Raw genomic sequence first — 22,936 nt, forward strand, 5'->3', positions numbered from 1 at the left:
GGAGTTCAGGACGGTCAGATCCCTTCGCGTGTCGATCTACGGGTCAGATCCCGGGCGATCAGGCGGAGAAGGTCGGCCTCGAGGGTGCTCAGCTGCTTCGGGACCGGGCGAGGACGCGTCAATTGTTCGAAGAACGGTCTCAGCAGGGCGGCGTCGATGTGGAGGTTGCCGGCCATGACCGAGGTCATCGCCTGGAGTAGGCCGTCTGCACCAGTGTCCCGGGCGACGAGCCCGAGCAGTCCTCGCTGAAGGGCCAGGCCCAGTTCGGGAACGCTTTCGGGTGAACAGAGTGCCAGTCCGTGGCCCCGACCGAAGACCGGTCCCTTCAGAACGTCGTCGATCCGGACGTGGTAGGCCGATAGATCCATGACGGTGACGTCCGCCTCGATCCCATCTTTGAGCAACGGGATCGAGGCCGCGCTCTGAACCACCCGGAAACCTCCGTCGTGCTCGAGCACGTGGGTCAGGCCCAGACGGATCACCAGGTTGGGGGAGACAACGGACGCAGTCGGGGCATCGGCGGGCCGGTGTTCCGACCTTTCAACCATTGTGGGGAATGTCCTTTCGGGTGCCTGGGTCGACCTTGTCCAGGATGTAGACGGCGGGCCGTGATCCCTGTCGGGGTTGGCCATCCGCAAGACATCCTGTTCGCCGGTCGGCGAACAGTTGACTTCGCCATTGATTTCGATTGATCAAGTCCAGGAACAGACAACTATGGGGCACTGAACGGAGGCTGTAGGCGACGAGGGTTCCGTTCACTCGTTCTTCAGCGCGGATTGGCCGGTCGAAAGCATCTGGCTGAAAGATCAGAATGAGTGGGCTCTCCGACCGGGACGGCGTCCGGAGGTGATCGAGCGACGCCGGAACGCTCATAAGCTTCCGAAGACCAATATCCATGCCACGGATTGGCCAAGAGATGAGAAACGCAGTCCCACTTACCCTTACGGTCATCATCGCCTGCCGCAACGCCGCGGACACGTTGTGGCTACAGCTCGAGGCCCTGACCCGTCAGTCCTACCGGGGACCCTGGGAGGTGATCATCAGCGACAACGGATCGACCGACGAGTCCCGGGCGATCGCGGAACGGTTCCGTGATCGCCTTCCCGGGTTCCGGATCATCGACTCCTCGGACCAGCCGGGCGCCGGACCGGCCCGCAACGCGGCAGCGGCTGTCGCCCGCCACGACTACCTGGCATTCTGCGACGCGGACGACGAGGTCACGCCGACCTGGCTCGAGGCACTGGGCGCAGCTCTGGCCGAGAATACTTTCATCGCAGGTAGATTTGAGCCCTGCAAACTGAATTCGGCGCGTGCTTACCGGTCGCGGCCCCTGCAGCAGAGCTCCGGCCTTCAGGAATCACCGTTCGGGCCCGATCTGCCGCACGCCGGGGCCGGCAACATGGCAGTACGGCGGGACGTGTTCGAAGCCGTCGGCGGGTTCGACGCCGAGGTCGAAACACTCGAGGACACGGACCTGTGCTGGCGTATTCAGCTCGCCGGTTCACCGCTGGTCTTCGTGCCGCAGGCCATCGTGCACGTACGGTTGCGCTCGTCGGCGACTTCAGTGTGGCGGCAGGGCCGCGCCTACGGGCGGGCAGCGGCGCTGCTGGAGACGCGCTACGGGAAGGTCTCCGAGGATTCCCGGGGTTCTCGTCAGCGGGCCGCTCTTCACGTCAGGCTGTTTCAGCTGGTACGACAAGGACGTCATCCCGTGGCCCTGCTCTGGGTTGTTGCCTGGCACGTAGGGCACAGGAGCCTTCAACCGCACGCAGCGCTGTCGCCGTTGTCCCGTTCGGCGGGTGCGCGCTAGCTTCCGGGGGGTTCGGCGGCCACCCCATCCGGCAGGGCTTGCCTGGGCCGGTGCGCCGGCGGCGGGACATGCGCGCGCGGGATCCGCCGCCGGCCGATGATTTACCAGTCCGGGTTCATCATTTGATGTTCACCTCCCCTTATTGTCGGACAGCGGAAGATCAGCCCGGCGGGCCGATCTCTTCCAGTCAATCGGACGGCAGTGGACGCTGGGTTGAAAGGACGTACCAACCCGTCCAGTCGTTCTTCAGTCGGAAGTATGTCTGTACCCGGAGGATGAATGGTCTCAAGACCACTAGTTCTGGGGAGAAAATGCTGTCCGCAAGATCTTTCGTCACTCGCAGGACAGTTCTTGTGATGGCCGTTCCGGTCGTCGTGGCCACGGTCCTGATCGGAGGTCTCTACGTATTCCCATTGCGTAGTGCTCGGTTGCAGCAGGCGGAACCGCACACGCTCTCCTTCGCCGAGGCTACGGCCGCTGCATCGGTTTCGGTGGAACGGGACACCGCAGACGATCAAGTGCTTCCCGAGTGCCGTAGCTTGCTCAGAGTGCACCCGGAAAAGACGACGAAGTCGGTGCTGATGCTGCACGGCTACACCAGCTGTCCGAAGGACTACGTGCGACTGGCGGAGATGTTCTACGAACGTGGCTACAACGTCTACGCTCCCCGCGAGCCACACCACGGTCTCACCGACGCTGACCAGGCCCAGCAGGTCAGCACCGACAGGCTCGCCGACTATGCCGACGCCGCCATGGATGTCGCGGCCGGTCTGGGGGAAGAGACTGGGGTGATCGGGTTGTCCGGTGGTGCGGTGCTGGCCACCTGGCTGGCCGAGATTCGTACCGAATCGGTCAGTCACCTACTGGTACTGTCGCCCTTCTACCGGCCGAACTCATCGCAGGCACCATCTTTCGTGGTGCGTCCGCTGATCCTGCTCTACGGATTCCGGCTGCTGCCGAATCGTCGTGTCGGGGACACCAACTTCACCCTCAGCGGACTGGCTCAGTATCTGCGGGTGACGCGCAACCTGCGCGACAACCCAGTGAGCTCGAAGTTGCGCACCGTAGCGGTGGCCGTTTCGGCGAATGACTCGTTCATCGATCGCGATACAGCAGAGAAGATCCCGACCGAGATCGGCGACGCGAACGAACTGAAGACCATGACCCACGAGTTCGGTCCGGAGATGGGACTGGACCACAACATTGTCAATCCCGATGCGCTGGGGGAGCACGCGGACGAGGTACTCAACCTCTATCTGGACCTCTACGAAGGCAACTGAGGTTCTCGTAGGGAACATCTTGGAAAGGACTTCGTCGCTATGGAAGATGCACAGATTCTGGCTCGGATTCAGAACCTGATCATGAGCGAGCACGTCCTCCGGGAGCCTGGGGGTCACGGGACTCAAGGGGACGTCAAGGAGATCGAAGTACTACTCGATCAATGCTGGGACCTTCTGCGCCAGCGTCGGGCCCGAAGGGAGTTCGGCGAAGACCCTGACCGGGCCACGGTGCGCGAGGATCGGGTCGTCGAGGGCTACCTTTCGTAGCCACCGAGCCCTTGTGGCGTCTGGCCGCCAAACTCGGCCACTACCAGAACCTACTGGCCGAGGGACTCGCCCCGTCCTGGCCCCTGCTGATCGTCGTGCTCACCGCCCGGCGGGAGCAGCACCTACACGCGTACCTGAACCGCACCGTCACCCAGTCCAATGGCTCCTACGCGCAACCGTACGGCCGTATCAGCAGGCAGAACCGGTCAGTGGGTCCGGATCGCTTCTGCTCGGGCCAGGGGTCCTTCAAGCACGAGCTTTTAGTCGGTAGCCCGGGTGGAGTTCGGCGGGCGGGGGGTCGCGGATCATGCAGGAGCCGAAAATGCAGATAGTCGCGCGCTTCTGGCTCCCGATTTCCAGCGTAGCGCCGAGGCTGTCGGAGTACACCAGGGCCTTGAGTTCGAATTAGTCGTGGATCAGGGTGAGCTCGGTGAATCCGTAGTCGGCGGAGATCCGGTTGATGCGGCCCTTGATCTGGGGCCAGGTCTTCTCGGGGAACTGGGCTTGGCCGAAGAAGCTGGCCGTGGGCACCTACAGCTTGCAGCTCACGGCGAACGCGAAGGACGGGGAGGGGTGCTGATCGGTATCCGGGGCGAGTCGGTAGGTCAGCCGGCCCGTGAAAACGACGGTCCTGATGCTGAACCCTTTCTGGAGCGAGCGCTTGTAGGCTTGCGCCGCATGACGAATGTCCTTGGATCCGTTGCGGGTGCGCCGAGCCGGTTCTCCATCGGTCCGGACGACTATCACGTGCCCTACGCCGGTACCGCTGGCGATGGACGGCGCTTCTTCCTCAGCCAGGAGCTCTTCGAGTTCGGTGCGGACGCGTACGTCGGGTTGTTCCTGTGGAGGCCGGACGGTGAGTTCGACGAGGTCCGGGTGGACGTGGTCGCCCGCGCCCAGGGTGTCCCGGTAGGTCAGGCGGCTCCGGCGGGCGCGGATGATCTGGTGGCAGCGCGGTTGGCCGAGCTCGGTGACTACGTGCTCGAGCCGATCCGGGTGGCGCCGTTCACCACCGAGGTGGATGGCGTCACGTTCGGCTGGCAGGTCGAGGACTACGAGGGCGAGCTGTCGATCACCATCACACCGGGGGACTTCATCGCCTATACCGAGCCTTGGGACGGGCTGGAGTACGACACCTGATGAACCTGATGCGGGGACGTCGTGCGGGTGGTGGCGGACCCGGCCGGACTCCGGCCCGCACGAGTCTCTGGGTCGGCATCGGCAGGGGGTGAGTTCCACGTCGCGATCGACCGGGCCCGGTTCGGGGCTCGCAGCACCGTGCGGTACGCCAACCTCCATGGGCTTGATCCGTGTTCCTCGACCCTCAGGTCACCGAGATCCACGTGGTCCGGGCCGCCCGTGGACACCGCGTTTGTTCAGTAGCCGAAATTCTGTGTCCACAGGGGACCGCCGGGCCGCAGATCCACGCCTACCCCCAGGGAGACGAACTGGGGGTTGAGAATATTGGCCCGGTGACCCGGGCTGTTCATCCACGCCTGCATCACCAGCTCCGCCACGGGCTGCCCCGCCGCGATGTTCTCGGCACCCGGAGCAGGATGACCGGAGGCCCGCATGCGCTGACCCGGATCGGATCCGTCCGGGTCCTGGTGACTGAAGAACAGCAGATCGGCCATGCGCTCGCTGTGACCGCGGGCGGCGGCTCGCAGGCGTTCATCGGCTCGCAGTGGTGGGCTCCCGGCGCGACGCCGGGCTTCGTTGACCAGTCGCAGCACCCGGTCCTCCAGGTGCCGGCGACGGGCCGGGCCGGTGGCACCACCCTGCTCGATCGTTACCCGCCGGGTCGCCGGAGACCAACTGTCGGACTCCTCCGCCACCGCATGTGCCCGGGCGGGCGGTCGTGACGGACGATCCGGCGGACGCAGGCGGTCACTGCGGCGTTTGGCTCGCTTGGGCATGCATCCCTCCACGGTGGTCAGGAGTGTCGTGCCCGATCCGGGTGCGGGCGGAGGGCCGACAACGTCCGCAATATACCGTTCGTCCTTCTGGGGCCCGCCGGCCGGGACATGGTGAGCACTCGTCCTGCTCAGATGGTGCGCCGGTCGTCCGATGTGATGTGCGAGCCGGCCTGCGGGCCCATCGGGAGTATGCCGCCGGGCCGCTGGATCTGATGCGGATCCTGATCGGTCTGGCCGATCCATGGAGCGACAATAACTTTCACCTCAGCAGCAGCCGGGCTGTCTCGGCGTGACGCTGCAGACCCTGGTGGGCGACCTGCGGATGCTGTCGGTACCAGTCGAGGTGGGCCTCGCGGATCTCCTCGCCGGAGACGGTTCGTTCGTGCACCTGCCACCGCGTCGTCCCCTCGCCGTCCAGGCCCAGGGCCTCGATGACCTCACGGGCGACGGGGGCGTGCACGCTGTTGAGCAGGACGCGGCCCGGGTCGGGTACGTCCTGCTCGAGCGCCAGGTGCCGCAGGATTCGGCTCGCTGCACCCCGGAGTACGAGGTTGCCGGGGTGGTTGACGACGTGGCAGGCGTCCCGACCCGCCTCCTGGAGCAGATCGACCACGTCGATGGTGGCGTGCCGGTGCTGGCGCCGCTCCAGCTCACGGACGCTGAGGTCGCGGACCGCCCGTACGGCTGAGGTGGTGAGAGCCGGCACCGGGCCGGCGCCGGCGGCTTCGGCCAGGTGACGCAGGTCGTGGTACGGCACGATCGGGGGCTCGCCCGCATCCGGCGATCTGATGATCACCTGATAGGGGTGTAGTGCCGCCCAGCGAATCACCGGCACCATCACCAACCGGCATCCCGGTCGAGTCGCTGCCCTGACCTCGGCCGTTCCCAGAGGCAGGTCGCGGTATCCCGGGCGGACGGGCTGAGAGACGATGACATCGACGGCCGCGACGAGGCGATACAGGTGGGCAAGATCGTCCTCGACAAGCTCATGGGCGGGCGGGATGCGCACCGTGCGCACGGGGGAGTGCGGTCCGCTCAGCAGCACCCGCAGCGACTCGACCTGGCAGTTCCCGTGCATCAGCATCAGAGGGCGCCCATCGTCCGCCGGCAGGGGATGCAGGCCGTAGAAGGTGCCGTAGTGCCGTGTTCGTGCTCCGCTCACCGTCGGACCCTAAGTGGTGATCCGGTGCGTGCACCTGCGGAGGGGCAGGATGGAGGCAACCCGAGCATGCCTGGCCCTTCTGACCAGGGCTGCGCCACCCGTCAGGCCTGGGTGAAGCCCGTACCCGCTGCGTCGTCCGCGCTGGTCAGGACGCGGGGACGGGGGTCTTGCCGTGCAGGGCGTCCAGGACCGTCTGCGGAACAGGTTTGCCGAGCATCTTGCAGGTGGTGACGTCCTGGGCAGCAAAGGCCACCTGGGCGAACCGGGTGGCGCCCTGGTTCGGGCTCAGATCGCTGGGCCCGGCGGTGGTGTCGGTGATCGCGGTGCGTCGGCCGTTTTCGGTGGTCACCGCGGTGCTGTGGTGGCCGTTGGTGTCGCCGCCGTGGCCCCAGACCGGCCCACAAGCCGACTCGATGTGGAACAGGCCCAGGCCGTAACCACCGGGGATCGGGAAGTCCTTGGGCAGTTCCACGGTCTTCTTCATCTCGTTCAGCTGCTGGTTCGAGAACAGCTTGGCCTGCATCAGGCCGGAGAAGAACGTTGCCAGGTCGCGCTGGTCGGAGATGATCGCCCCGGCGGCACCGGCCCATCCGCCGACGGGCCAGGTGGAGGTGTCGGCGTAGGTCGCCTGACCGGTGGAGAAGCTGACCGCGTAGCCGTGGGCGTAACCGGGGCCGGTGTCGGTCGCCCGCGGGTCGGCGAAGTAGGTGTGCTTCAGGCCCAGCGGCTGGGCGATGCGCTGCTGCACCAGCTCGGGCAGGCTCTGGCCGGTCTGCTGCTGCAGCAGCATCCCCAGCAGGGTGTAGTTGGTGTTGGCGTACGACCAGCCCTGGCCCGGGGCGAAGTTGGGCTCGTGCGCGAAGGCGATCTTCAGCAGTTCCGGGTCGGTCCAGACTCGCTGCGGGTCGCCGATCAGGCCTTCGGCGAACTTCTCGTCGGCGGTGTAGTTGAACAGACCGCTGGTGTGATTGAGCAGCATCCGCACGGTGATGTTCTGGCCGTTGGGCACCACCCCGGGCAGATACTTCTCGATCGGCGCGTCCAGCTTCACCTGGCGCCGGTCGACCAGCTGCAGGGTCAGGGCCGCAGTGAAGGTCTTGGTGTTGCTGCCAATTTCGAACTGGTCGGTGGCCTTCAGCCGGCGCCCGGTGTCCCGGTCGGCCACCCCCGAGGTGCTCAGCGCCACCCGGCGGCCGTCATCGATGCGGGTCATGTAACCGGGAGCGCCGCTGTCCAGTACCTGCCGGGCCACGTCGCGGATCACCGGGTCGCCGTGACCGCCGTGGAGGGCTCCGGCCGAGGCAGCAGCAGAGGGGGAGGACGAGGTGGAGGCCGAGGCGCCCGCAACCGTGGCGACCGCTCCGGTACCGGCCAGGACAGCGGCCGCGGTGAGCACAACAGCTTTGGTCGTGGTGTTCGTTGTCATGCATCGATCGTGTCGCCCGACCCACCTACCGGTCATTGCCTCCTACTGCCCACTGTCGACTACAGCCTTCCCCCCGCACCAGGTAGTGCAGGCACTACCGCGGTGCGGATCGCCCGACCACGGCCGGGGGCCCGTAGTAGGGACTGTCTCGCGCTTCCGGCTCTGGCTGTGACCCGGGCGCGGTGCCGGAGTGCCGGTTCGGTGACGTAGTCGGTAGGCCGGGTCCGCTGATGTGGCGGCCGAGGTCGCGCACCTCCTGATCACTCATTGTTTGCACGAGGCTGGCGAACTCGGTCGGCGCCGGCATCGGCACATATCGCCCGACGGCGGCACTTCGAAACCCCCACGCCACACCTGTTGCCTGTTCGTGCAGTCCCCGCGAGTAGCTATTTCTGTCCGACGGACAGTTATCTAGTTTGGTTGCTATGTCCGAGCCGGAATGGGTGCCCCCATCAGTCCTGATTGCTGTTGACCTGCTCGTTCTCACCCTGCGCGGGCCCGACTTGTGTCTGCTGCTGATCGAGCGAGGGATCGAGCCGATGATGGGACAGCAGGCGCTGCCGGGTGGGTTCCTCAGCCATGATCGCGAGGAACTCGTCACTGCGGCCCGGCGTGAGCTGCGGGAAGAGACGTCCATCGATCTGGACTCCGTGCACCTGGAACTACTGGGGGTCTATTCCGGGCCGGAGCGAGATCCGCGGGGGCGTGTGGTGTCGATGGCCTACCTGGCCATTGTTCCCCGCCTCGGGGATCCCGAGGCAGGCACCGACGCGATGGGTGCTCGGTGGCATCCGGTGGCTGCGGTACTCGGGGGGTCGTTACGGCTCGCCTTCGATCACCGCGACATCGTGTCCGACGGCGTCGAAAGGGCCCGGCAGATGCTGGAGACCACCACCCTGGCCACGACGTTCTGCTCGTCGCCGTTCAGCCTGAGTGATCTGCAGGGCGTCTACGAAGCGGTCTGGGGCATGCCCCTTGACACCCGCAATTTCTACCGAAAACTCAGACGAGCGGATGGCTTTGTCGTCCCGGCGGGTCCCATGCGTCAAGGGGCCTCCGGCCGCCCCGCCCGCCTCTACCGGGCCGGCCCGAGCACATCACTGCAACCACCCATGGTCCGCGATTCCCTGGCCCGACCGAGGAGCGAAGCATGAACCGCCCGATCCTGTTCCTGACCGCCATCGATGTGGAACGCCGAGCGGTGCTGGAGCATCTGACCGACCGGCGTGATGTGACCGATCGCGGTACCCGCTTCATCCAGGGCCTCACTCGTCGCGGTCGCCGGAGAGCGCTTCTGGCTCAGACCGGTCCGGGCAACACCGGCGCGAGCGCGACCGCGCAGCTGGCGATCGCTCGATTCTCGCCCGCTCTGGTCATTTTCAGCGGTATTGCCGGGGCGCTGCAGCCGCACATCGAATTGGGGGACGTCGTGGTCGCCGATCAGATCACGGCTTACGGGGGTGGGTTAAGTCAGGACGAGGGGTTCTGGTCGCGTCCGCGTTCCTGGCAAGCACCGCACGCCGAACAGCAGTTCGCGCAGAGCCTGAGCGAGGGAGCCCTCTGGCAGGAGCATCGGCCCTCGCCGTCCGGACGGGTCCGGTTCGGCCACATTGCCTCGGGTGAGGTGGTACTCGACTCCCGGACCTCGGACATCGCCCAGCGGCTCCTGCGGCAGCACAACGACGCTCTGGCCATCGAGATGGAAGGTGCGGGGGTGGCCCGGGCCGCGCACACCAACGGGGTGCCGTTCATGGTGGTCCGGGGGATCAGCGACCGGGCGGACGGTACCAAGTACACGACCGACAAGGGCGACACCCAGCAGCAGGCAGCGTCGGCAGCCGCGGCCTTCGCCGTGCTTCTGGCGGACGAGCTGACTGCGCGCCCGATCAGCGAAACCGCAACGAGAGCAACGGCCGACCAGCAGGGGGACATCACCATGCAGCATCAGCCCGTCGTCCATCAGACGATCCGGGACAACAACCGGATCGGGAACATGGTCGGCATCAGCCACGGAAATCTGCTCTCCGGGAAAGAACACGACCAGGTGGAGGAGTCGCTGCGCGCCGAGCTGGCACAGGTGCGCCGGTTGCTGGAAGGAGCGCTGTCCGACGGCCGGATCAGCGCGGACGAGCACCGGGAGGCCGCGCAGCACCTGGACGATGCCGCAGCGATGGTGCCGCCGAAAGACTCGCAGCAGCAGGGGGCCGCTCTATGGGTACTGGGGAAGCTACTGGGCATCGTCGGGGGAGTGGCCGATCTCAGCGATCACGTGGGCCGGATCATCACCTCGATCAACAGGATGACATCGTGAACCCTCCCGGCGGCACGGCGAACCAGGAATTCGGCGACAACAACGACGTCGATCTGCTGATCGGGGTTTCGCACGGGGACGTGTACTTCAACGCGTCGAAGACACCGACGCCGGCTGAGCTCCTGGACCTCGGAAAACACAATCTGAATAGCGGTATCGTCGACAGGGCACAGACCCGCATCGATGAGGCGATCGAGGGAGATCTGCGGGGCGGTGAGGTGTGCTTCTACTTCGTCCTCGCACTCCTGAGCGGCCGCAGTCTGGAGCAACTGTCCGAGCATGAACGGCAGCGCCTGAAGAGCGCCGAAAGCGATCTGCTGCATAACGGATCACCGGGTCCGGCTGATCCGGCAGCACGTCTGGTGCTGGACCTGGTCGATCTCGATGCCGGCGACCGTGACGACGTCGATGCCTTGTTCGACCGCCTGGACGAGATCGGCGAGCAGTGGCGTCGACCCATCGTGCGGCACCTCGAGTTCGTGGTGGAGGGGCGGGCCAAGGACGCCCTCTGGCAGCGAAGTGTCAAGCAGGCCCGAGCGGATCAGATGAACAAGGCAAGGGTGGACCGGGCCTGGAAGTTCTTCCATCCCGATCCCATCGGGCCCGTCAAGGCGCCGGTTCGCGAGTTCCGCCCCGACGCCCTGTCAGTGGTGGGCCTGGTGGCCAGCTCGCTGATGACGGTGGCCTTCCTGATTCAGTTGGTCACCGACGTCATCAGTTTTCTCTGGTTCGCGGTCGCCCTGTTCGCAGTCGGCACGTGCGTCTTCCTGATCGGTGACCGCTCGGCCCACCGGCGCGTGAGCGTCCGGGCTTCGGTGCTCCGTCCGCCGCTCGAAGCGCCTCCCATTCATCTCTCCGGTCCGCTCGGGATGTACTGCAAGCGTTTCGCCAAGGAGGATCTCCTGGATCCGAAAGGCGTCATGGATGCGACGAAATCCATTCGCGATGCTGTGGCCTGGGAACTGTCGTCGACCTATCCCGATTATGGGCGGATGCACACCGGTCCGATTCGCTGGCTGATCCGCTACCGCGCCCGCCAGATCGTCGGGATTGCCCGCTCCGGAAACCCGGCCGGGCTCTGCCCCGAACTCGATGCCGTTCCGATGACCGCACTGGGCATCCCGGTCAGTGGGCTTGTTGCCGTGGCGACCGGCCTTACGCTTCTCGTCGGAGCGCTGAATGCGGATGCCTGGTCCACAGTGCAGGTGCTGCCGCTGATCGCGCTGTTCGGTTATCTGACGGTGCGTCTGGGCCTGAGGATCGCCGGGAACGAGCGAGAGATCCACTACCTCCTCAAGCGTTCACAGGAGCAATACCGGCTGGACTTCGAAAGGTTCGAAGAATGGCGGGATCGGCTTCGAGATCGGCCGAAAGAGGACGAGATGGCTGAATGGCTCAGCGCCGACCGGGTACTCCTGATCGATCGGGCGCTGACCCACTACAAGCTGGAGCCGCGCCAGGTCCTGTCACACGCCATCCTCGAGTCGCCGGACAAGGGTAAGCAGGCACACAGCCGTGCGCGTGTCTCCGGGGGCCCGTGGCGTCATCAGCACTACAGCCTGACGATGTTCCTGCTCAGCGGCGACGGCATCCGGCAGGTCATGACGAAGCTCGAGTTCGCCACCGGGCAATTGAGCAACGATGCGCGGGAGAACTTTCGCTACGACACCATCTGCTCGTTCCGGGTCGAGACCACTCCGGGAAACGGCCGCATCCTGAAATTGCGCAGGATGGACGGTAACTCGGACGAGTATGCGATCGTCGCAGCAGACGAGACGCCCGACGTCACGGACGACGTCGCCGAGATATCAGCTGAGGCGGCCGGTCTGCATCAGACCATCCACCTGCTGGAAGGAATTGCCGCCGAGGGCAGGACCTGGCTGAGCGCGGGGTGACCCCAGCCGGGCATGAACCAATGGGGGACGTGGTCGGCACCGGTGCCGACCACGTCCCCCATCATTCTGGTTGGCTTGCAGGGGACCTCAGACCAGTCGGGCCTGCGCCTCGTCGAACAGAGGTGGTCGGCGGCGATGGGTGGGGCTGCGGATGCCGCGCTCACGGCGCCCACAGGGCGGACAGGGGGAGGGCTACGATGCGATCTCCGAACGGTGTCGTGGTCGGGCCGGTGTGCAGAACGAATCCCGCGACGAACCGGTCGCCGAGGCGGTCACGCATCTGCGCGAGCCATCTGACGTCCCGGCCGCCGATGCTGGACGTAGCCTTGACCTCGAGGCCGATGACGCGGCCGTCCTTGGCTTCCATCACGAGGTCCACTTCGGCTCCGTGTGTCGGCCAGGGCCTCCATGACCTTGCCGGTCGGGTGTTGGGGGCGAACGTCATCTGCCATGGCAGCGATCAGAGGTCGAGCTCGCCGATTCGCGACACCTTGCTCGCCGATTCGCGGGCCGCGCCGGAGGGTCCGGGATCCGTTTCCAGGCGGTGGGGTTACTGCTTGAGCCAGGACCATTCCCTGGGATCCGCGGAGTATTTGGCCTGGCTCCATTCCGCCGATTGGTTAGCTGGTCCTTCAGTCGGGGCCCCGATGTGCACGGTCCGCAGCACACCGTCTTCTTCGATGGTGATGCCGACGTTCGACTCGGGGCACCACTCGCCGTCAGCATTGGTCTTCTCGGCGCAAACGGTGACGGTGCCTTGGTCGGTGTCGAACCAGGCGCTCCGCGAGACCACCGCCTGCCCGCCACCTGCCAGCTCGGCCTTGTCCGCCGTCAGAAAGCCAAGGAACTCGGTGTTCTCGGGAACACCAACCGGCAGCGCGAGCCGCAGCCCGCCTTCGCGCTCATAGGTGTCGAGGACGTACTGCAGGTCGTACTTCTCGTACAGCCTTGAACGGTCTCCGTCGCCGCCTGAATCGCTGGACCCGGCCGGTTGGGAAACTGAACCAGCGGAGGTGGCTTCCACTGTGCTTCCTGATCCGCCGCAGGCAGTCAGAACGGCGATTGACGCTAGGGTCATCACCCCCAAGCTGCCCGACGACACGCGCCTGGCAACGTGACTTGTGGACCTCAATCGCATGCCCAACCCCATTGGTTCGTACACCAGACCGCCCTGATCAACTTCCGCGGACTATCCCACAAGGGTTGGGCACAGCTGGGAATATGATTGCGTCTAATGTCCGAATTGGATGAAATTTGCCATCCGTCGAGTGATGGATGTCATCATGCAGGATTTCGGTCATACATAAACCGTTCGACCCCGGAAGCATGCAATCAGCGAGAGATTGTCGTTTGCCTGGGCAACGACAGTCGAAGTCGATCGCGAAGCGGTTCCTCCCGCACGAAAACCCGTCCAAGTCTCCACCGGCTACGCCGCCTCGATCCGCGACCGCGCCGTCCAGGCCATCGCCGGCGGCGGATTCCTGATTGCCCTGCGCGCCCTGCTGGTCGCGGCGCCGGTCGTGCAGGCCGGCGAGACCTTCGCCCGCGCAGCCGGATCCACTATCTTCGTGCACGTGGCCTGCACCCCGTTCCGCAGTCTCTTCCACACCGGAGACCGCTCCAGTGCCACCATCGACGCCGGGCAGGTCCTGGACCAGCTCACGAAGGACCAGGTCCTGGTCCGTGACGGCTACATCGGCTGCACCACCTCCAGGACGTCGTGCACGCCTGGTGCTGCGCGCCCCTACTGCGCGACCTACGCGGCATCTACCAGAACGCCCCGGCCGGACTGGCCGACTTCGCCGTCGTCCAGTCCTACCTCTCCACCGCCACCAAGTGGGGCTCACCCGATGGCAAGCCCTCAACCAGCTCTTCAGCACCGGACTCTGGATCCCACCCGCCCTCACACCAGCCGCGGGGGTAAAACGGCCTGCCTCCACCTGAATAGCTACGGGATTATTGCGTCGGACGAGCCGAGCGATAACATCAGTGGGGATGTTCTCAGCCTTGAGGATCTTGGGCAGGTCGGGTGCGAGGGTTTCGAGTTGCTTGACCACGTCGGCGTCGTCACCGGGCAGCTGTGCGGATCTAATTCGAGATATCAAAAGTAGGTGGTGCGCGTATCGATGTTCACAGTCTCATTTGGTAGCAGTGAAATAACGTGTTCGGTTTGGTCGAGTGCCGGAGAGGCGCGCACCGGATCGTTCGATGGCCTGGACATTGCGAACGAGTATGAATCAGGTTCTGGTCCTGTGTACGTCTTCTCACGGGCAGATGGCACTGGTGAATCCATTCACAGGTCTGCCGTAGGGATTCAAATGGACTCGGAGTTCGAGTCCCCCACGATCTTTGGCAGCGAGTGGGGTGGGGCTCACTGGGTTGGCTGCAACTCGCGCTTGTATCGAATCATGCCCGGCATGACCATCGATCGCGAGATTTGCCTCGATTCAAGATTTGACAGCATCAGGTTTGCCTCTCGACTGAATAGGCTAATCGTTCTAGCCGAAGCTGGACTCTTCTCGGTGCGCAGTAATGGCCAGATTGATTGGCGGGTGGATCTTGATGTCGTCACCGATGCGCGCTGGGAAGATGGAAGTGTTCTGATTTCCCAGATGGAGGGGCCGGAAGTTCGCGTGGACCTTGAAGCCGGGTCGGTGGTCTCTCTCTGACCGTCCGTCGTTCGGCGCAGGCGTTGACCGTCGGTGGATCATGCCATCGAGCAGGGGTGCGACGGCAGTAGGTGATGGCCACGTCAGCGGACAGGGAAGCCTTGACCTGAGGGTCGATGGCGGCGCCCGCGACAGCATGAAAACGGGACCCTGGGTGGACGTCATCGTTAGATGTCACCTGCGCCGAGGGGGACCCGTTGTCGAGTGGAGCTGCACGGACGCGGACTTTCAGGGATGTCCGCCGGGCAAGCGTGTGGTGATTGACGTGAGCGGCAGGGGTGGGACCGGACCGGGGGCCCGGTCCCACCCTGGCTCAGCCGGTCACCGCTGTGGTGTTGTAGTCGGTGTAGGCCCCGCTGCCGTTGAACACCACGGACAGCTGGGTGGCCGAGCCGAAGGTCGAGCTCGGGACCGACCAGGTGTAGGTGGTGCCGGTGCTGTTGGCCGTAGTGGTGAGGCCGGGCGTCAGGACCGAGGTCCAGTTCCAATCGCCGACGGCCCCGGCGTGGCTGTACAGGGTGACGGCCGCGCTGCTGGTCTCGATCATGTACTCGGCGCCGATGCCGTTGATGTAGTAGCCGGTGGTGGCGCTGCCGTCGGTGTCGACGAACACGTGCTGGAAGCCGTAGGGCAGGTTGAACGACGCCGAGAGGGTCGTGGTGGTGCTGCCGTGGGTGACGGCCGGGGCGGTGATCGGGGTCGGGTTGGTGGTGGTCACCGTGACCGCGGTGGAGGCCGCCGAGACCGAGCCACTGGCGTCCACTGCCTTGACCGTGAAGCTGTGGGTCGTGCCCGGGTCGAGGTCACCGATGTGCACCGACAGGACGCTGTCGGGCACGTCGAGGATCAGGGCGGAGCCGTCGTAGATGCGGAAATTGGTGATGTCGCCGCCATTCCCGGACGTCGGGTAGGTCCAGGTGAGCTGCGTGCTGGTGGACTTGGTCTGGGTGGCCGTGACGCCGCCGGGGGCGCCGGGCAGGGTGGTGCCGCTGGCGGGAGTGGTGACCGACAGGGCCGGGCTGGCCGCGCTCACGCTCGCGTCGTAGTGCCGGGCCTTCACCGTGAACGAGTACGTGGTGGCGGGTTTCAGGCCGGTGACGTCGAACTCGGTGTTGGCCGGGGTGCCGTTGGCGACCGATCCGATCTTGGTGGTGCCCTGGTACACGTCGTACCCGGCCACACCGGAGGAGGTGCTGGAGGCCCACGACAGCGTCAGTGAGGTGCCCTTGAGCGCGCCGGCCGACGGCTTGGCCGGGGTGGCCGGCGTGGTCGTGGCCGTGACCTGGGTGGCAGCGAGTTCGGCCTGCCAGTAGGCGGTTGCGGGAACGGTGTCCCAGGGGTTGGGCAGGGTGTCGGGGGTGACGTAGACGTACCCGGCGTTGTCGGCCTTGGACCGGGTGATCACCTGCTGGAGGGCCGTGGTGGTCGGCACGTCGTAGATCAGCTCGAGGAACTGGTTCGGGTCACCGTCGAGCTGCCACTGCGCGGTCTGGTACTGCGCGGGGCGGGTGGTGGCCAGGAAGTCGGTGTAGGTGCCCTCGAAGGTGAGCAGCACATCGGCCGAGTCCTCGTAGCACTGCGGCACCGCCACGCCGGGGTTCACCACGGTCAGCGCGCCGGGGTGGTTGTCGTGCACGTAGGCATCGAGCTGGGCGTAGAGGTCGGCGTACTCGTTGCTGCCGCTGGTCGGGCCGCAGGTGTTCAGGCCGTCGTCGAAGAAGATGCCGTCGACCGAGGCGCCGTACACGCTGTACCAGCGGTCGATGTCCTGCTCGGCCTGCACCAGCCAGGCGGTCTTCGTGCTCTCGCCCAGCCGGGTCTTGCGGGCCGGGTCGGTGACACCGAAGTAGCCGGTGTCCACGTAGCCGAGCACCTTCGTGCCGGCCGTGTGCACGCCGGAGATCGCCGAGGCCCATCCGGCGTCGGCGGTCGAGGAGCCGGGCCCGTTGGACACGTTCGCCACCGCGAAACCGAGCGCGGCGCCCGAGGTCTTGAGCGCGTTCCAGGCCGCGGTGTCACTGGTCGGGATGTAAGCGGGGATACCGACCTTCTGCTCCAGATCGGTGGCCGCCGCCGAGGCGGGCTGCTGGGCGACGAACAGGCTCGCCCCCAGGGCAATGGTGAGGGCAACGATCCGCCCGCTGAGACTTCGTCCGCGCTTCTTCAACACCGTGCAGCTCCTCGGGGAAGGGGGCATTTCGGGATCGCCGTAACGGTAAAGCGCTCAATTCAGCTCACTCAATGGTTTCTATGAGCAATAACGAGCAAAATGATGCATAAGTGATCACCTCATCAGCTGGAGGCAGCTTGAACCGCCACGCAAGACTCAGCGCGCTGCTCGACCTGATGGGCGAGGCCGGGCACGTGGACGCCGTGGCGGTCGCCCGGCAGCTCGACGTCTCCGCCTCCACGATCCGCCGCGACCTCAACTACCTGCACGACCAGCAACTGGTCACCCGCACCCGGGGCGGGGCCGTGGCCACCACGATCAGCTACGACCTGCCCATCCGCTACCGCAGCGCCGGCCGGCGCGGCGACAAGGCCCGCATCGGTGAGGCCGCGGCCCGGCTGGTGGGCGTGCACGACATCGTCGGCCTCAACGGCGGCAGCACCACCACCGAGGTGGCCCGGGCGCTCGCCGCGCGGGAGTGGCCCGACCAGCGCACGGCGCCGCTGACCATCGTCACCAACGCGATCAACATCGCGGGGGAGCTGACCGTGCGCCGGCACGTGAAGCTCGTGATGACCGGCGGGGTGGCCCGGGCCCAGGCGTTCGAGCTGACCGGGCCGCTGGCCTCGGGCACCCTGGCCCAGATCACCCTGGACTGGGCGATCATCGGGGTCAACGCCCTCGACCCGGCCGCCGGGGCCCGGGCCTCGGACGAGGACGAGGCCCAGGTCAACCGGCTGATGGTGGAACGCGCCGGATCGGTCGCGGTGGTGGCCGACAGTTCCAAGCTCCGGGCCCGGGCCTTCGCCCACATCTGCCCGGTGCGGGACATCGACGTGGTGGTCACCGACATCTCGGCCGACCCGGGCACGGTGCGGGAACTGCGGGCCCAGGGTGTGCAGGTGGTCCTGGCCTGACTACTGTCCTCCTATGGAACCCCAGACATCGGACGCCGTAACCTCTTCGGACGAAGAGCATCTCGAGCGGGCCGTCGCCCTCGCGTGGACGGCGCGCGAGCGGGGCGACCATCCGTTCGGATCGCTGCTGCTCACCCCCGACGGCACCGTGCTGGAGGCGAACAACACGGTGGTGACCGGTAGCGACCCGACCGGTCACGCCGAGAGCAACCTGGTGCGCCTGGCCGGGAAGCTCGACCGCGCCACCCTCACCGCCAGCACGCTCTACACGAGCACCGAACCGTGTGCCATGTGTGCGGGGGCGATCTACTGGTCGGGCATCGGACGGGTGGTGTTCGCGCTGTCCGAGGCCGATCTGGGCACGATGGTCGCCGAGGAGGAGGGCGTGCCGCCGCTGCACCTGCCCTGCCGGGAGGTCTTCGCCCGGGGTGGACGCCCGATCGTCGTCGACGGCCCGGTCGCCCTGGCCAGCGCGGTCGAGGTGCACCAGGGTTTCTGGGACTGATGGCGTCACGTCGGCCGGATCCGGCAGGTGCGGGGCGCCTGCGCGGAACTCGATCTCCCGACGGTGAAATGCCTCTGCCATAGCTGTTGAGGACTTCTGTCGCAGCAGGGTTCCCGCGACGGCAGGTGAGGCAGGAGACGGGAAGGCCATCTAAAGAATCAGAGGGATCGGCGGGCGCGGATCCACCGACCGACGGGTGCGCGAATTCTTCGCAGATCCGTCGAACTTTTCCGGCCCGGGGCGCATCTGAAGAGTGTCGGCAGGGACGTCGGCGGTGATGCGAGCACGTAAGGAGCCACGGATGGCCAACGGACGAAGCAAGAGTCGGCTGAGATTTCTGGGAATTCCGGCGGCGGCGATCAGCCTCCTCCTGGGGACCGGCGCACTGGGCTCGGCAGGGCTCGGCCTTCTGGTCACCCTGGTGTTCGCGACACTCACGTCCATCGACCAGCCGTCCGAGCCGGTCGGTCCCGGTCGGCGTCGTGGCTGAGGATTCTCATCGCCAGCCGTTCGGTGCGGTCCCCCGGACGGTTCCGCAGGACGCTCCACCGGCCTGGTCGGCCCACACCTGAGGGCCAGGTGCCAGGATGATCTCCGGGCAAAGGCCGGCTATCGGATGCCGGAAGGTCAGGGGAGAGAGCCGTGCGAGTGATCTACGACGGACGTCTGCACGTCACGTACCGGCAGGCCTACGTCGAACCGCTCGATCCGGGCCCCGAGGACGGCGGGCCCGACTACGGCGCCGCGTTCGAGGGGCAGATCAACGGTTTGCTCGGGCTGACCGACCGATGAGCATCCAGTTCCTGCCGTTCGACCGCACCGCCCTGCCCCCGCCCGTCGAGCGCCTGGCGTCCCCGGCGGTGGTGGCCCGCTGGCGTGACGTGGACCGTTCGGCCTCGAACCCGCTGCTGGCTGTCGTGACCGACGCCGACGGTGAATGGCTGGCCGCCGCCCTGGTCACGGCCCGTCCGCACACCGCATACCTCAAGATGGTGGACGCGGTCGGCACCGAGGCGGGCATCGACGCCGTGGTGGAGGCAGTGGTGGCGAGGGCCCGGGCCGATGGCCTGGTCGCGGTGAAGTGGGAAGGGCCGCACGGTGGCCCGGACCGGGGGTTCGTCTCGCTGAGGGCGCCGTCGGTGTCGGGGCCGGGAACCGACTTCCCGATCGCCGGTTCGGTGCGCTGGCTGGTTCCCGAGGTCGTACTCCACCCGGTGCGCTACTACCGCCAGATTACGCACTACACCTGTGGTGCCGTCACCGCGCTGTCCGCCCTGGCCGCGCTGCCGGGAGCGGACGGGCAGGACGTGGATGCCGATCGGGAGATGGACTTCTGGAAAGAAGCGACCAACCATCCCGCCTGTGAACCGGTCGGGCTGGGAGTGGCGCTGGCCCGCCGTCGCCCGGACCTGAAGGTCGACATTTTCCTGGATACCGAGAGACCGGTCATCCTCGAGCACCTCGACGGTGAGGAGCAGGCCTGGCGGGCCGATCTACAGACCGAGTCCCGTCATGAGGCAGCCGGCCTCGGCATCCCGATCGCCTCCTGGCGGCTGAGCGTCGCGCAGATCAGCGAAGCGGTCGGGTCGGGGACACAGGCGCTGTTGCTGCTGTCGCTGGCCCGGATGCGGGGAATGGCCGTGCCGCACTGGGTGCGCTGCTGCGGAACTGCCGGGGATGCCCTGGTGATCGACGATCCGGCGGTCGATCCGTTGGTGGGGGAGAGCTGGGTGGACGGGCATCTGCTGCCGGTGGCCGCCGCCGAACTGGATCTGATGGCGGCCTACGGATCGGACGGCTACCGGGGCGTCGTGTTCGTGGCCGCGGGGGTTGCTACCTGACGAATCGCCGGAACAGGTAGAACGCCACCAGGACGAGGACCAGGATCACCAGGACACGCATGTGGGACACCTCGCGTTGGCAGCAATAATTTCGGTTCATCGTCACCGCTGGTACCGATACGGGCAAGACGAGACGGTCAGTCCGGTCGTTCGAGGTGCGCCTCGATGTACTGCTCCATCAGCGTCCACCCGTCGTCGGAGTGCTCGATGACGTGGTAACCGGTGCCCGGCCGGATCTCGGCCCAGCCGTGCCGCACGAGCCAGCGCAGGGCGTCGCGGGCGGCGCCCAGCGGGTAGCCCTGGTGCTCGAGGTCGCCCGGACTCGGCAGCAGGGTGCCGGGGGCGTACTGGCCCGAGAGGATCCGTGCCGCGATCTCGTCGGCGATGGAGCGGTAGGGGGAGATGGGCACGGCTCAGTTTGATGCATGACCAGGTGCTTTCCCTCCGATCGGGCATCAATGGGACGTAGTTCACCCGCACGGAGTAGTTGCCCGGAGACACCGAAAGGCCACCGGTGAGGCCAAGGGCACCTGATGAAGGGTCAATGGTCCTGTCTATCAGCGGATTTCGTATGACTGGCGGAATCTGGGCGTACGTTGTCGCGCGGAACCCGGATTCCCCCACATCCACCGTGATCCGACGAAAGACCTCCGATGACCAGCGTGCCCACCCTCGTACCCCCGCCGACCACCTCCCCGGTGCCACCGGCGTCCTCCATTGCGCTCGACCCGCACCAGATGGCCCGCCGGGCGGTCACCATCGGGGTGGGAAAGGCGCACGAGAGCGTCCTGACCACCTTCGTGCTGGCCGTGCTGGCGGGCGCGTTCATCGGGTTCGGGGCGATGTTCGCCACCGTGGCCTCGTCGACCGTGCCCGGATCCGCCGGTCTTCCCTACGGCGTCTCCAAAGTGCTGATGGGCCTGGCCTTCTCCGTCGGCCTGATTCTCGTGGTGGTCGGCGGGGCCCAGCTGTTCACCAGCAACGTGCTGCTGGTGATGGCCTGGGCCTCCGGGCGGGTGAGCGGCCCGGCGGTGCTGCGCAACTGGGCCGTCGTCTATGCGGGCAACTTCGTGGGTGCCGTCGGGACCGCCACACTGATCCTCCTCTCGCACGAGTACCGCTCGGCCGGGGGCGGGGTCGGGCTGAACGCGCTGCGGATCGCCGACGGCAAGGGCGAGCTCGGGTTCGTCCAGGCGCTGGTGCTCGGCATCCTCTGCAACATGCTCGTCTGCCTGGCCGTGTGGCTCAGCTACTCGGCCCGCACCACGGCCGACCGGGTCGCGGCCGTGGTGCTGCCGGTGGCCGCCTTCGTCGCCGGCGGGTTCGAGCACAGCGTGGCCAACATGTACTACCTGCCGCTGGCCGCCATGATCAAAAGCACGGCACCCGAATCGTTCTGGACTTCTGCGGGTACCTCGGCCGGGGAATTCACCCACGTCGGCTGGCCGGTGTTCTTCGAGAACCTGGTGCCGGTGACGATCGGGAACATCATCGGCGGGGGCCTGGTCATCGGTGGCCTGTACTGGCTGGCCTACCTGCGTCACGACCGGTCCTGATCCTTACCTAACCAGCCGGTAAGCCCTTCCTCAAGGTGACGCCCGGTGCTGCCGAAGGTGATGCTCTAACCGCGTCCTCCGGTGGGAAGCGGTCTGGTTGAAGGGGACTGCCTTGTCACGCACAGGCCTTGTCTGGGTATCGCTGGTTTCTGCGGGTGCCATGTTTCTGGCCGGATGTGGCAGTGACACCGAGGCCGCATCGGCCGTCGTCTCATCCGGCACCATCGGGGTGGCCATGCCGAACACCTCCTCGGCCCGGTGGGTCAGCGACGGCGACAACATGAAGAAGCAGTTCTCCCTGCTGGGCTACGAGACCGATGTGCAGTACGCGGAGGACAAGTCCGACACCCAGGCCTCGCAGATCGCGGCGATGATCAAGAACGGCGACAAGGCCATCATCGTGGGGGCCGTCGACGGGACGAAGCTGACCGCCGTGCTGGCCCAGGCCGCCGACGCCGACATCCCGGTCATCTCCTACGACCGGCTCATCCGCGACACCCCGGACATCGACTACTACGCCAGCTTCGACAACTTCCGGGTCGGGGTGCTGCAGGCCACCTATCTGGTGCAGACGCTGGGGCTGAAGACGAAGGACGGCCCGTTCACGATCGAGCTGTTCGCGGGTGACTCGGCCGACAACAACGCCACGTTCTTCTTCAACGGCGCCATCAGTGTCCTTCGCCCTTACCTCAAGTCGGGCAAGCTCGAGGTCCGCAGCGGCCAGACGAAATTCGCCAAGGTCACCACGGCCGGCTGGAGCGGGGACGTCGCCCAGACCCGGATGGTGAAACTGCTGTCGGAGAACTACACCTCCGATCGGCTCGACGCCGTGCTCTCGCCCTACGACGGCATCTCCCGGGGCATCGTCGCGGCTCTCAAGAAGGACGGGTACGGCACGAAGTCCAAGCCGTTGCCGGCGGTCACGGGCCAGGACGCCGAACTGGAGTCGGTCAAGGCCATCGTCGCGGGCGACCAGGGCGAGACGGTCTACAAGGACAGCCGCGAGCTGGCCAAGGTCACCGTGCAGATGACGGACGCACTGCTGTCCGGCGGGACGCCTCAGGTCAACGACACCAGGCAGTACAACAACGGGGTCAAGGACGTGGCCTCCTTCCTTCTCCAGCCGGTGAGCGTCGACAAGGACAACTACAAGACGGTCCTCATTGACGGCGGGTTCTACACCGCAGAGCAGATCGGAAACTGAGTCCACG

The 22,936-nt window shown here is 66.3% G+C and carries 25 protein-coding genes; 16 read left to right on the forward strand and 9 right to left on the reverse strand.

The features are described 5' to 3' along the window. Positions 1-14: 14 nt before the first annotated feature. Positions 15-548, reverse strand: a complete 534-nt coding sequence (locus tag QSK05_RS11110) for a hypothetical protein (protein WP_285596788.1) — start codon at positions 546-548, stop codon at positions 15-17. Positions 549-916: 368 nt separating this feature from the next. Between QSK05_RS11110 and QSK05_RS11115 the strand changes: the two genes are divergently transcribed. From QSK05_RS11115 to QSK05_RS36310, 3 genes are all read left to right on the forward strand, one after another. Then, positions 917-1,810: a glycosyltransferase family 2 protein gene (locus QSK05_RS11115; RefSeq protein WP_285596790.1), complete on the forward strand. Its 894-nt coding sequence runs from the start codon at positions 917-919 to the stop codon at positions 1,808-1,810. 356 nt (positions 1,811-2,166) lie between these two features. Then, positions 2,167-3,090 (forward strand): alpha/beta hydrolase, encoded by a 924-nt coding sequence (locus tag QSK05_RS11120; protein ID WP_285596791.1) that lies wholly within the window; start codon positions 2,167-2,169, stop codon positions 3,088-3,090. A gap of 39 nt (positions 3,091-3,129) precedes the next feature. Further along, positions 3,130-3,357 (forward strand): DUF2630 family protein, encoded by a 228-nt coding sequence (locus QSK05_RS36310; protein WP_352300840.1) that lies wholly within the window; start codon positions 3,130-3,132, stop codon positions 3,355-3,357. Between the two features lie 405 nt (positions 3,358-3,762). Here the strand turns inward: QSK05_RS36310 and QSK05_RS11125 are convergent, their stop codons facing one another. After that, the gene (locus tag QSK05_RS11125; protein ID WP_285596793.1) at positions 3,763-3,888 is read right to left on the reverse strand and encodes a hypothetical protein; all 126 of its coding nucleotides are present in this window, start codon (positions 3,886-3,888) and stop codon (positions 3,763-3,765) included. Between the two features lie 147 nt (positions 3,889-4,035). Between QSK05_RS11125 and QSK05_RS11130 the strand changes: the two genes are divergently transcribed. Beyond that, positions 4,036-4,497 (forward strand): hypothetical protein, encoded by a 462-nt coding sequence (locus tag QSK05_RS11130; protein ID WP_285596795.1) that lies wholly within the window; start codon positions 4,036-4,038, stop codon positions 4,495-4,497. A 236-nt stretch (positions 4,498-4,733) separates the two neighbouring features. Here QSK05_RS11130 and QSK05_RS11135 read toward each other — a convergent pair whose 3' ends face one another. From QSK05_RS11135 to QSK05_RS11145, 3 genes are all read right to left on the reverse strand, one after another. After that, entirely contained in the window at positions 4,734-5,273 is a 540-nt protein-coding gene (locus QSK05_RS11135; protein WP_285596798.1) for a CAP domain-containing protein, read from the reverse strand. A gap of 259 nt (positions 5,274-5,532) precedes the next feature. Further along, positions 5,533-6,435 (reverse strand): WcbI family polysaccharide biosynthesis putative acetyltransferase, encoded by a 903-nt coding sequence (locus QSK05_RS11140; RefSeq protein ID WP_285596801.1) that lies wholly within the window; start codon positions 6,433-6,435, stop codon positions 5,533-5,535. A gap of 145 nt (positions 6,436-6,580) precedes the next feature. Next, positions 6,581-7,861, reverse strand: coding sequence for a serine hydrolase domain-containing protein (locus QSK05_RS11145; protein WP_285596803.1), 1,281 nt, complete (start codon positions 7,859-7,861; stop codon positions 6,581-6,583). A gap of 425 nt (positions 7,862-8,286) precedes the next feature. Here QSK05_RS11145 and QSK05_RS11150 point away from each other — a divergent pair, with 425 nt between their 5' ends. The 3 genes from QSK05_RS11150 to QSK05_RS11160 are packed head-to-tail and all read left to right on the forward strand — an operon-like array spanning position 8,287 to position 12,067. Continuing rightward, a complete protein-coding gene (locus QSK05_RS11150) occupies positions 8,287-9,015 on the forward strand; it encodes an NUDIX hydrolase (protein WP_285596805.1) in 729 nt (242 codons plus the stop codon). Next, entirely contained in the window at positions 9,012-10,172 is a 1,161-nt protein-coding gene (locus QSK05_RS11155; RefSeq protein ID WP_285596807.1) for a 5'-methylthioadenosine/S-adenosylhomocysteine nucleosidase family protein, read from the forward strand. Before QSK05_RS11150 ends, QSK05_RS11155 begins: the two co-directional genes overlap by 4 nt. Beyond that, complete coding sequence (locus QSK05_RS11160) at positions 10,169-12,067, forward strand: hypothetical protein (protein WP_285596809.1); 1,899 nt, start codon at positions 10,169-10,171, stop codon at positions 12,065-12,067. The genes QSK05_RS11155 and QSK05_RS11160 overlap by 4 nt, the downstream gene beginning before the upstream one ends. Before the next feature lie 160 nt (positions 12,068-12,227). On the opposite strand, the gene QSK05_RS11165 is transcribed toward QSK05_RS11160, so the two are convergent. Together QSK05_RS11165 and QSK05_RS11170 are read right to left on the reverse strand one after the other, a co-directional pair. Further along, positions 12,228-12,512, reverse strand: a complete 285-nt coding sequence (locus QSK05_RS11165) for a DUF4143 domain-containing protein (RefSeq protein ID WP_502879751.1) — start codon at positions 12,510-12,512, stop codon at positions 12,228-12,230. Between the two features lie 105 nt (positions 12,513-12,617). Then, positions 12,618-13,091 (reverse strand): hypothetical protein, encoded by a 474-nt coding sequence (locus QSK05_RS11170; protein ID WP_285596813.1) that lies wholly within the window; start codon positions 13,089-13,091, stop codon positions 12,618-12,620. A gap of 319 nt (positions 13,092-13,410) precedes the next feature. Here QSK05_RS11170 and QSK05_RS11175 point away from each other — a divergent pair, with 319 nt between their 5' ends. Both QSK05_RS11175 and QSK05_RS11180 read left to right on the forward strand, forming a co-directional pair. Beyond that, positions 13,411-14,178: a hypothetical protein gene (locus tag QSK05_RS11175; protein ID WP_285596814.1), complete on the forward strand. Its 768-nt coding sequence runs from the start codon at positions 13,411-13,413 to the stop codon at positions 14,176-14,178. Between the two features lie 306 nt (positions 14,179-14,484). Beyond that, positions 14,485-14,736, forward strand: a complete 252-nt coding sequence (locus QSK05_RS11180; protein ID WP_285596816.1) for a hypothetical protein — start codon at positions 14,485-14,487, stop codon at positions 14,734-14,736. 313 nt (positions 14,737-15,049) lie between these two features. Here the strand turns inward: QSK05_RS11180 and QSK05_RS11185 are convergent, their stop codons facing one another. Then, positions 15,050-16,906 carry a spherulation-specific family 4 protein gene (locus tag QSK05_RS11185; protein ID WP_285596818.1) on the reverse strand — a complete coding sequence of 619 codons (1,857 nt, stop codon included), beginning with the start codon at positions 16,904-16,906 and terminating at the stop codon, positions 15,050-15,052. A gap of 137 nt (positions 16,907-17,043) precedes the next feature. Here QSK05_RS11185 and QSK05_RS11190 point away from each other — a divergent pair, with 137 nt between their 5' ends. From QSK05_RS11190 to QSK05_RS11210, 5 genes are all read left to right on the forward strand, one after another. Then, positions 17,044-17,823: a DeoR/GlpR family DNA-binding transcription regulator gene (locus QSK05_RS11190; protein WP_285596820.1), complete on the forward strand. Its 780-nt coding sequence runs from the start codon at positions 17,044-17,046 to the stop codon at positions 17,821-17,823. Positions 17,824-17,836: 13 nt separating this feature from the next. Then, on the forward strand, positions 17,837-18,328 hold the full coding sequence (locus tag QSK05_RS11195) for a nucleoside deaminase (protein WP_285596822.1): 492 nt from the start codon (positions 17,837-17,839) through the stop codon (positions 18,326-18,328). 301 nt (positions 18,329-18,629) lie between these two features. Next, a complete protein-coding gene (locus QSK05_RS11200) occupies positions 18,630-18,818 on the forward strand; it encodes a hypothetical protein (RefSeq protein ID WP_285596823.1) in 189 nt (62 codons plus the stop codon). Positions 18,819-18,970: 152 nt separating this feature from the next. Continuing rightward, positions 18,971-19,120, forward strand: coding sequence for a hypothetical protein (locus QSK05_RS11205; RefSeq protein ID WP_285596825.1), 150 nt, complete (start codon positions 18,971-18,973; stop codon positions 19,118-19,120). Beyond that, the gene (locus tag QSK05_RS11210) at positions 19,117-20,169 is read left to right on the forward strand and encodes a peptidase C39 family protein (RefSeq protein ID WP_285596827.1); all 1,053 of its coding nucleotides are present in this window, start codon (positions 19,117-19,119) and stop codon (positions 20,167-20,169) included. The genes QSK05_RS11205 and QSK05_RS11210 overlap by 4 nt, the downstream gene beginning before the upstream one ends. 137 nt (positions 20,170-20,306) lie before the next feature. Here the strand turns inward: QSK05_RS11210 and QSK05_RS11215 are convergent, their stop codons facing one another. Continuing rightward, positions 20,307-20,579 carry a GntR family transcriptional regulator gene (locus tag QSK05_RS11215; RefSeq protein WP_285596829.1) on the reverse strand — a complete coding sequence of 91 codons (273 nt, stop codon included), beginning with the start codon at positions 20,577-20,579 and terminating at the stop codon, positions 20,307-20,309. 243 nt (positions 20,580-20,822) lie between these two features. On the opposite strand from QSK05_RS11215, the gene QSK05_RS11220 reads away from it, so the two are divergent. Together QSK05_RS11220 and chvE are read left to right on the forward strand one after the other, a co-directional pair. Continuing rightward, the gene (locus QSK05_RS11220) at positions 20,823-21,725 is read left to right on the forward strand and encodes a formate/nitrite transporter family protein (protein ID WP_285596831.1); all 903 of its coding nucleotides are present in this window, start codon (positions 20,823-20,825) and stop codon (positions 21,723-21,725) included. A 160-nt stretch (positions 21,726-21,885) separates the two neighbouring features. Further along, the gene (gene chvE / locus QSK05_RS11225) at positions 21,886-22,929 is read left to right on the forward strand and encodes a multiple monosaccharide ABC transporter substrate-binding protein (protein WP_285596833.1); all 1,044 of its coding nucleotides are present in this window, start codon (positions 21,886-21,888) and stop codon (positions 22,927-22,929) included. The last annotated feature ends 7 nt before the right edge of the window (positions 22,930-22,936 follow it).

Source organism: Kineosporia sp. NBRC 101731, assembly GCF_030269305.1.
Classification (GTDB): Bacteria; Actinomycetota; Actinomycetes; order Actinomycetales; family Kineosporiaceae; genus Kineosporia.